The 1,643-nt window shown below is 72.3% G+C and carries 2 protein-coding genes and 1 pseudogene; 1 reads left to right on the top strand and 2 read right to left on the bottom strand.

The genetic code is table 11. The features are described from left to right. A pseudogene (locus ACFVYA_RS49925) lies at positions 1 to 390 on the bottom strand (hypothetical protein); the annotation flags it as partial. After that, positions 387 to 965, bottom strand: coding sequence for a papain-like cysteine protease family protein (locus ACFVYA_RS49920; protein WP_285991485.1), 579 nt, complete (start codon positions 963 to 965; stop codon positions 387 to 389). The pseudogene ACFVYA_RS49925 and the gene ACFVYA_RS49920, both read right to left, overlap by 4 nt. 405 nt (positions 966 to 1,370) lie before the next feature. Here ACFVYA_RS49920 and ACFVYA_RS49915 point away from each other — a divergent pair, with 405 nt between their 5' ends. Continuing rightward, positions 1,371 to 1,643: a hypothetical protein gene (locus ACFVYA_RS49915; RefSeq protein WP_387055702.1), complete on the top strand. Its 273-nt coding sequence runs from the start codon at positions 1,371 to 1,373 to the stop codon at positions 1,641 to 1,643.

The following is a 1,643-nucleotide window of genomic DNA, read 5'->3' as shown; positions in this document are numbered from 1 at the left end:
GTTGACGACGGTCCAGGCCGGGCCCTGGCGCTCCGCCCACACGGTGGCGGCGGTGCCGTCGCCGGTCCGCGCGGGGACGGCGACGTAGGCGAGGGCGGCGGGCACGTCCGACTTCCCGGCGACGAACGCCGCCGTCGGCTCGTAGACCGGCACCTGCGTGCGCGGGTCGGCGGTCTGCTGCGCCGCCGCGGCCGCGTGGCTGCCCGGGAACTTCGTCGTGGCGAGGCGGCCGAGCGTGGCCGGGCCGCTCGTGACCTGGCCGATGGCCGCGGTGTCGGCGGCGGTCGGCGCCCCGGCCGGTCCGTCCGCCGCGCTCGCGGCGGCACCCGTGGTGAGCATCGCGGCGCCGGCCAGAACGGCCACGCCCATCGCTTTCCGCAGCATGCTCATCCCTCGATCCCGTACAGCGTGTGGGTCCACTGGAACTGGCTGTTCGAGCGGTAGGTGTCGTAGTTCATCGAGTTGTAGCGGCTGTTGTTCGGCCACGGGTCGCCGTATTCGACGCGGGTGGCGCCGCCGGAATTGTCATATCCGTAGAGCACGTGCATGTGGCCGCCACCGGAGCGCCAGCCGATGCGGGTGCCGACCGGCTTCCCGGCGTCGATCTGGGTTTTGACGCCGGTGAAGGAAAGCGTCTGGCCGCCCGAGTTGTACGTACCGATGTTCGGGAAGCCGAGGTAGCGGAACACGCGCTGCTGGTCGGACAGGTAGCCCTGGTTGTTGGCGCAGTCGCTGCCGGATTCGTTGTGCGCGATCTGGCAGAACCGGGTCTGGGTGAGGGAGTATCCCCAGTAGCCGGCGATCGTGTTGCCGCTGGCGTCCCAGCACCACTGGTCCTTCTGCTGCGCCTGCATGGTGATCCCGAGATCGGTCCGCGCCGCCGCCGCGGCGGCCGGGGCCTGCAGCGCGACGACCGCGGCCGAGAGCGCGACGAGTCCACACAGGACTCCTGAGGTGGGTTTCACGAAGTACTCCTCCAGCCGGTGACGATTCGACGTGGTGGCACGGAATACTCCGCTTCCGGCCCGGTGATCCGGTACCTACCAAGGGAGGATTGCGTTGGCGGGAAACGATTCCGGCGGATCCCGGCAGTTCCGGGCCGCCGGATTCCGGCATCGACGCGGGGCCGCCGGACGGATTCCGGCGGCCCCGGCGTGGTGGCCGGGCCGGGAACCGGTGGGCGCGCCGAGGGTGGCGACGTTCACCCCGGGACTTCGTTTCCCGGGATTTGTCACGCGCGTCCGTCTTCACCGTCCCGGTTTTGTCGTGGGCCCGCGAGAGCGGCGGTGTAGTGGCGGTGTAGCGGCGGCGCGCAGGGTTCTCCCCGTCGACGCCGGGACGCCTGACCCGGCCTACTGAGGGAGACACCCATGCGAATGATCTGCCAGGCGGCCGCGTTGTCGGCTGCCCTGCTCTTCGGCGGCGCGACCGTCGCTTCGGCGGCCACCGCCGCGCCGTCGGAGGCGTATTCGGAGGTCTATTCGGAGGTCACGGCCGCCGACATCGCCGACCCGGGCGCGGTGATCACCGACTCGGCCGCGGACCTGGCCGCGGCGCGGACGGGGGGGGCGGGGCGGGCGCCGGGGGCCGCCCCCCCCCGCACCCCCCCCCACCCCCCCGGGACGGCGCCCGGTGCAAGATAA

The sequence above is a fragment of the Amycolatopsis sp. NPDC058278 genome (assembly GCF_042881395.1).
Classification (GTDB): Bacteria; Actinomycetota; Actinomycetes; order Mycobacteriales; family Pseudonocardiaceae; genus Amycolatopsis.
This window is presented reverse-complemented; position numbering and strand designations above follow the sequence as displayed.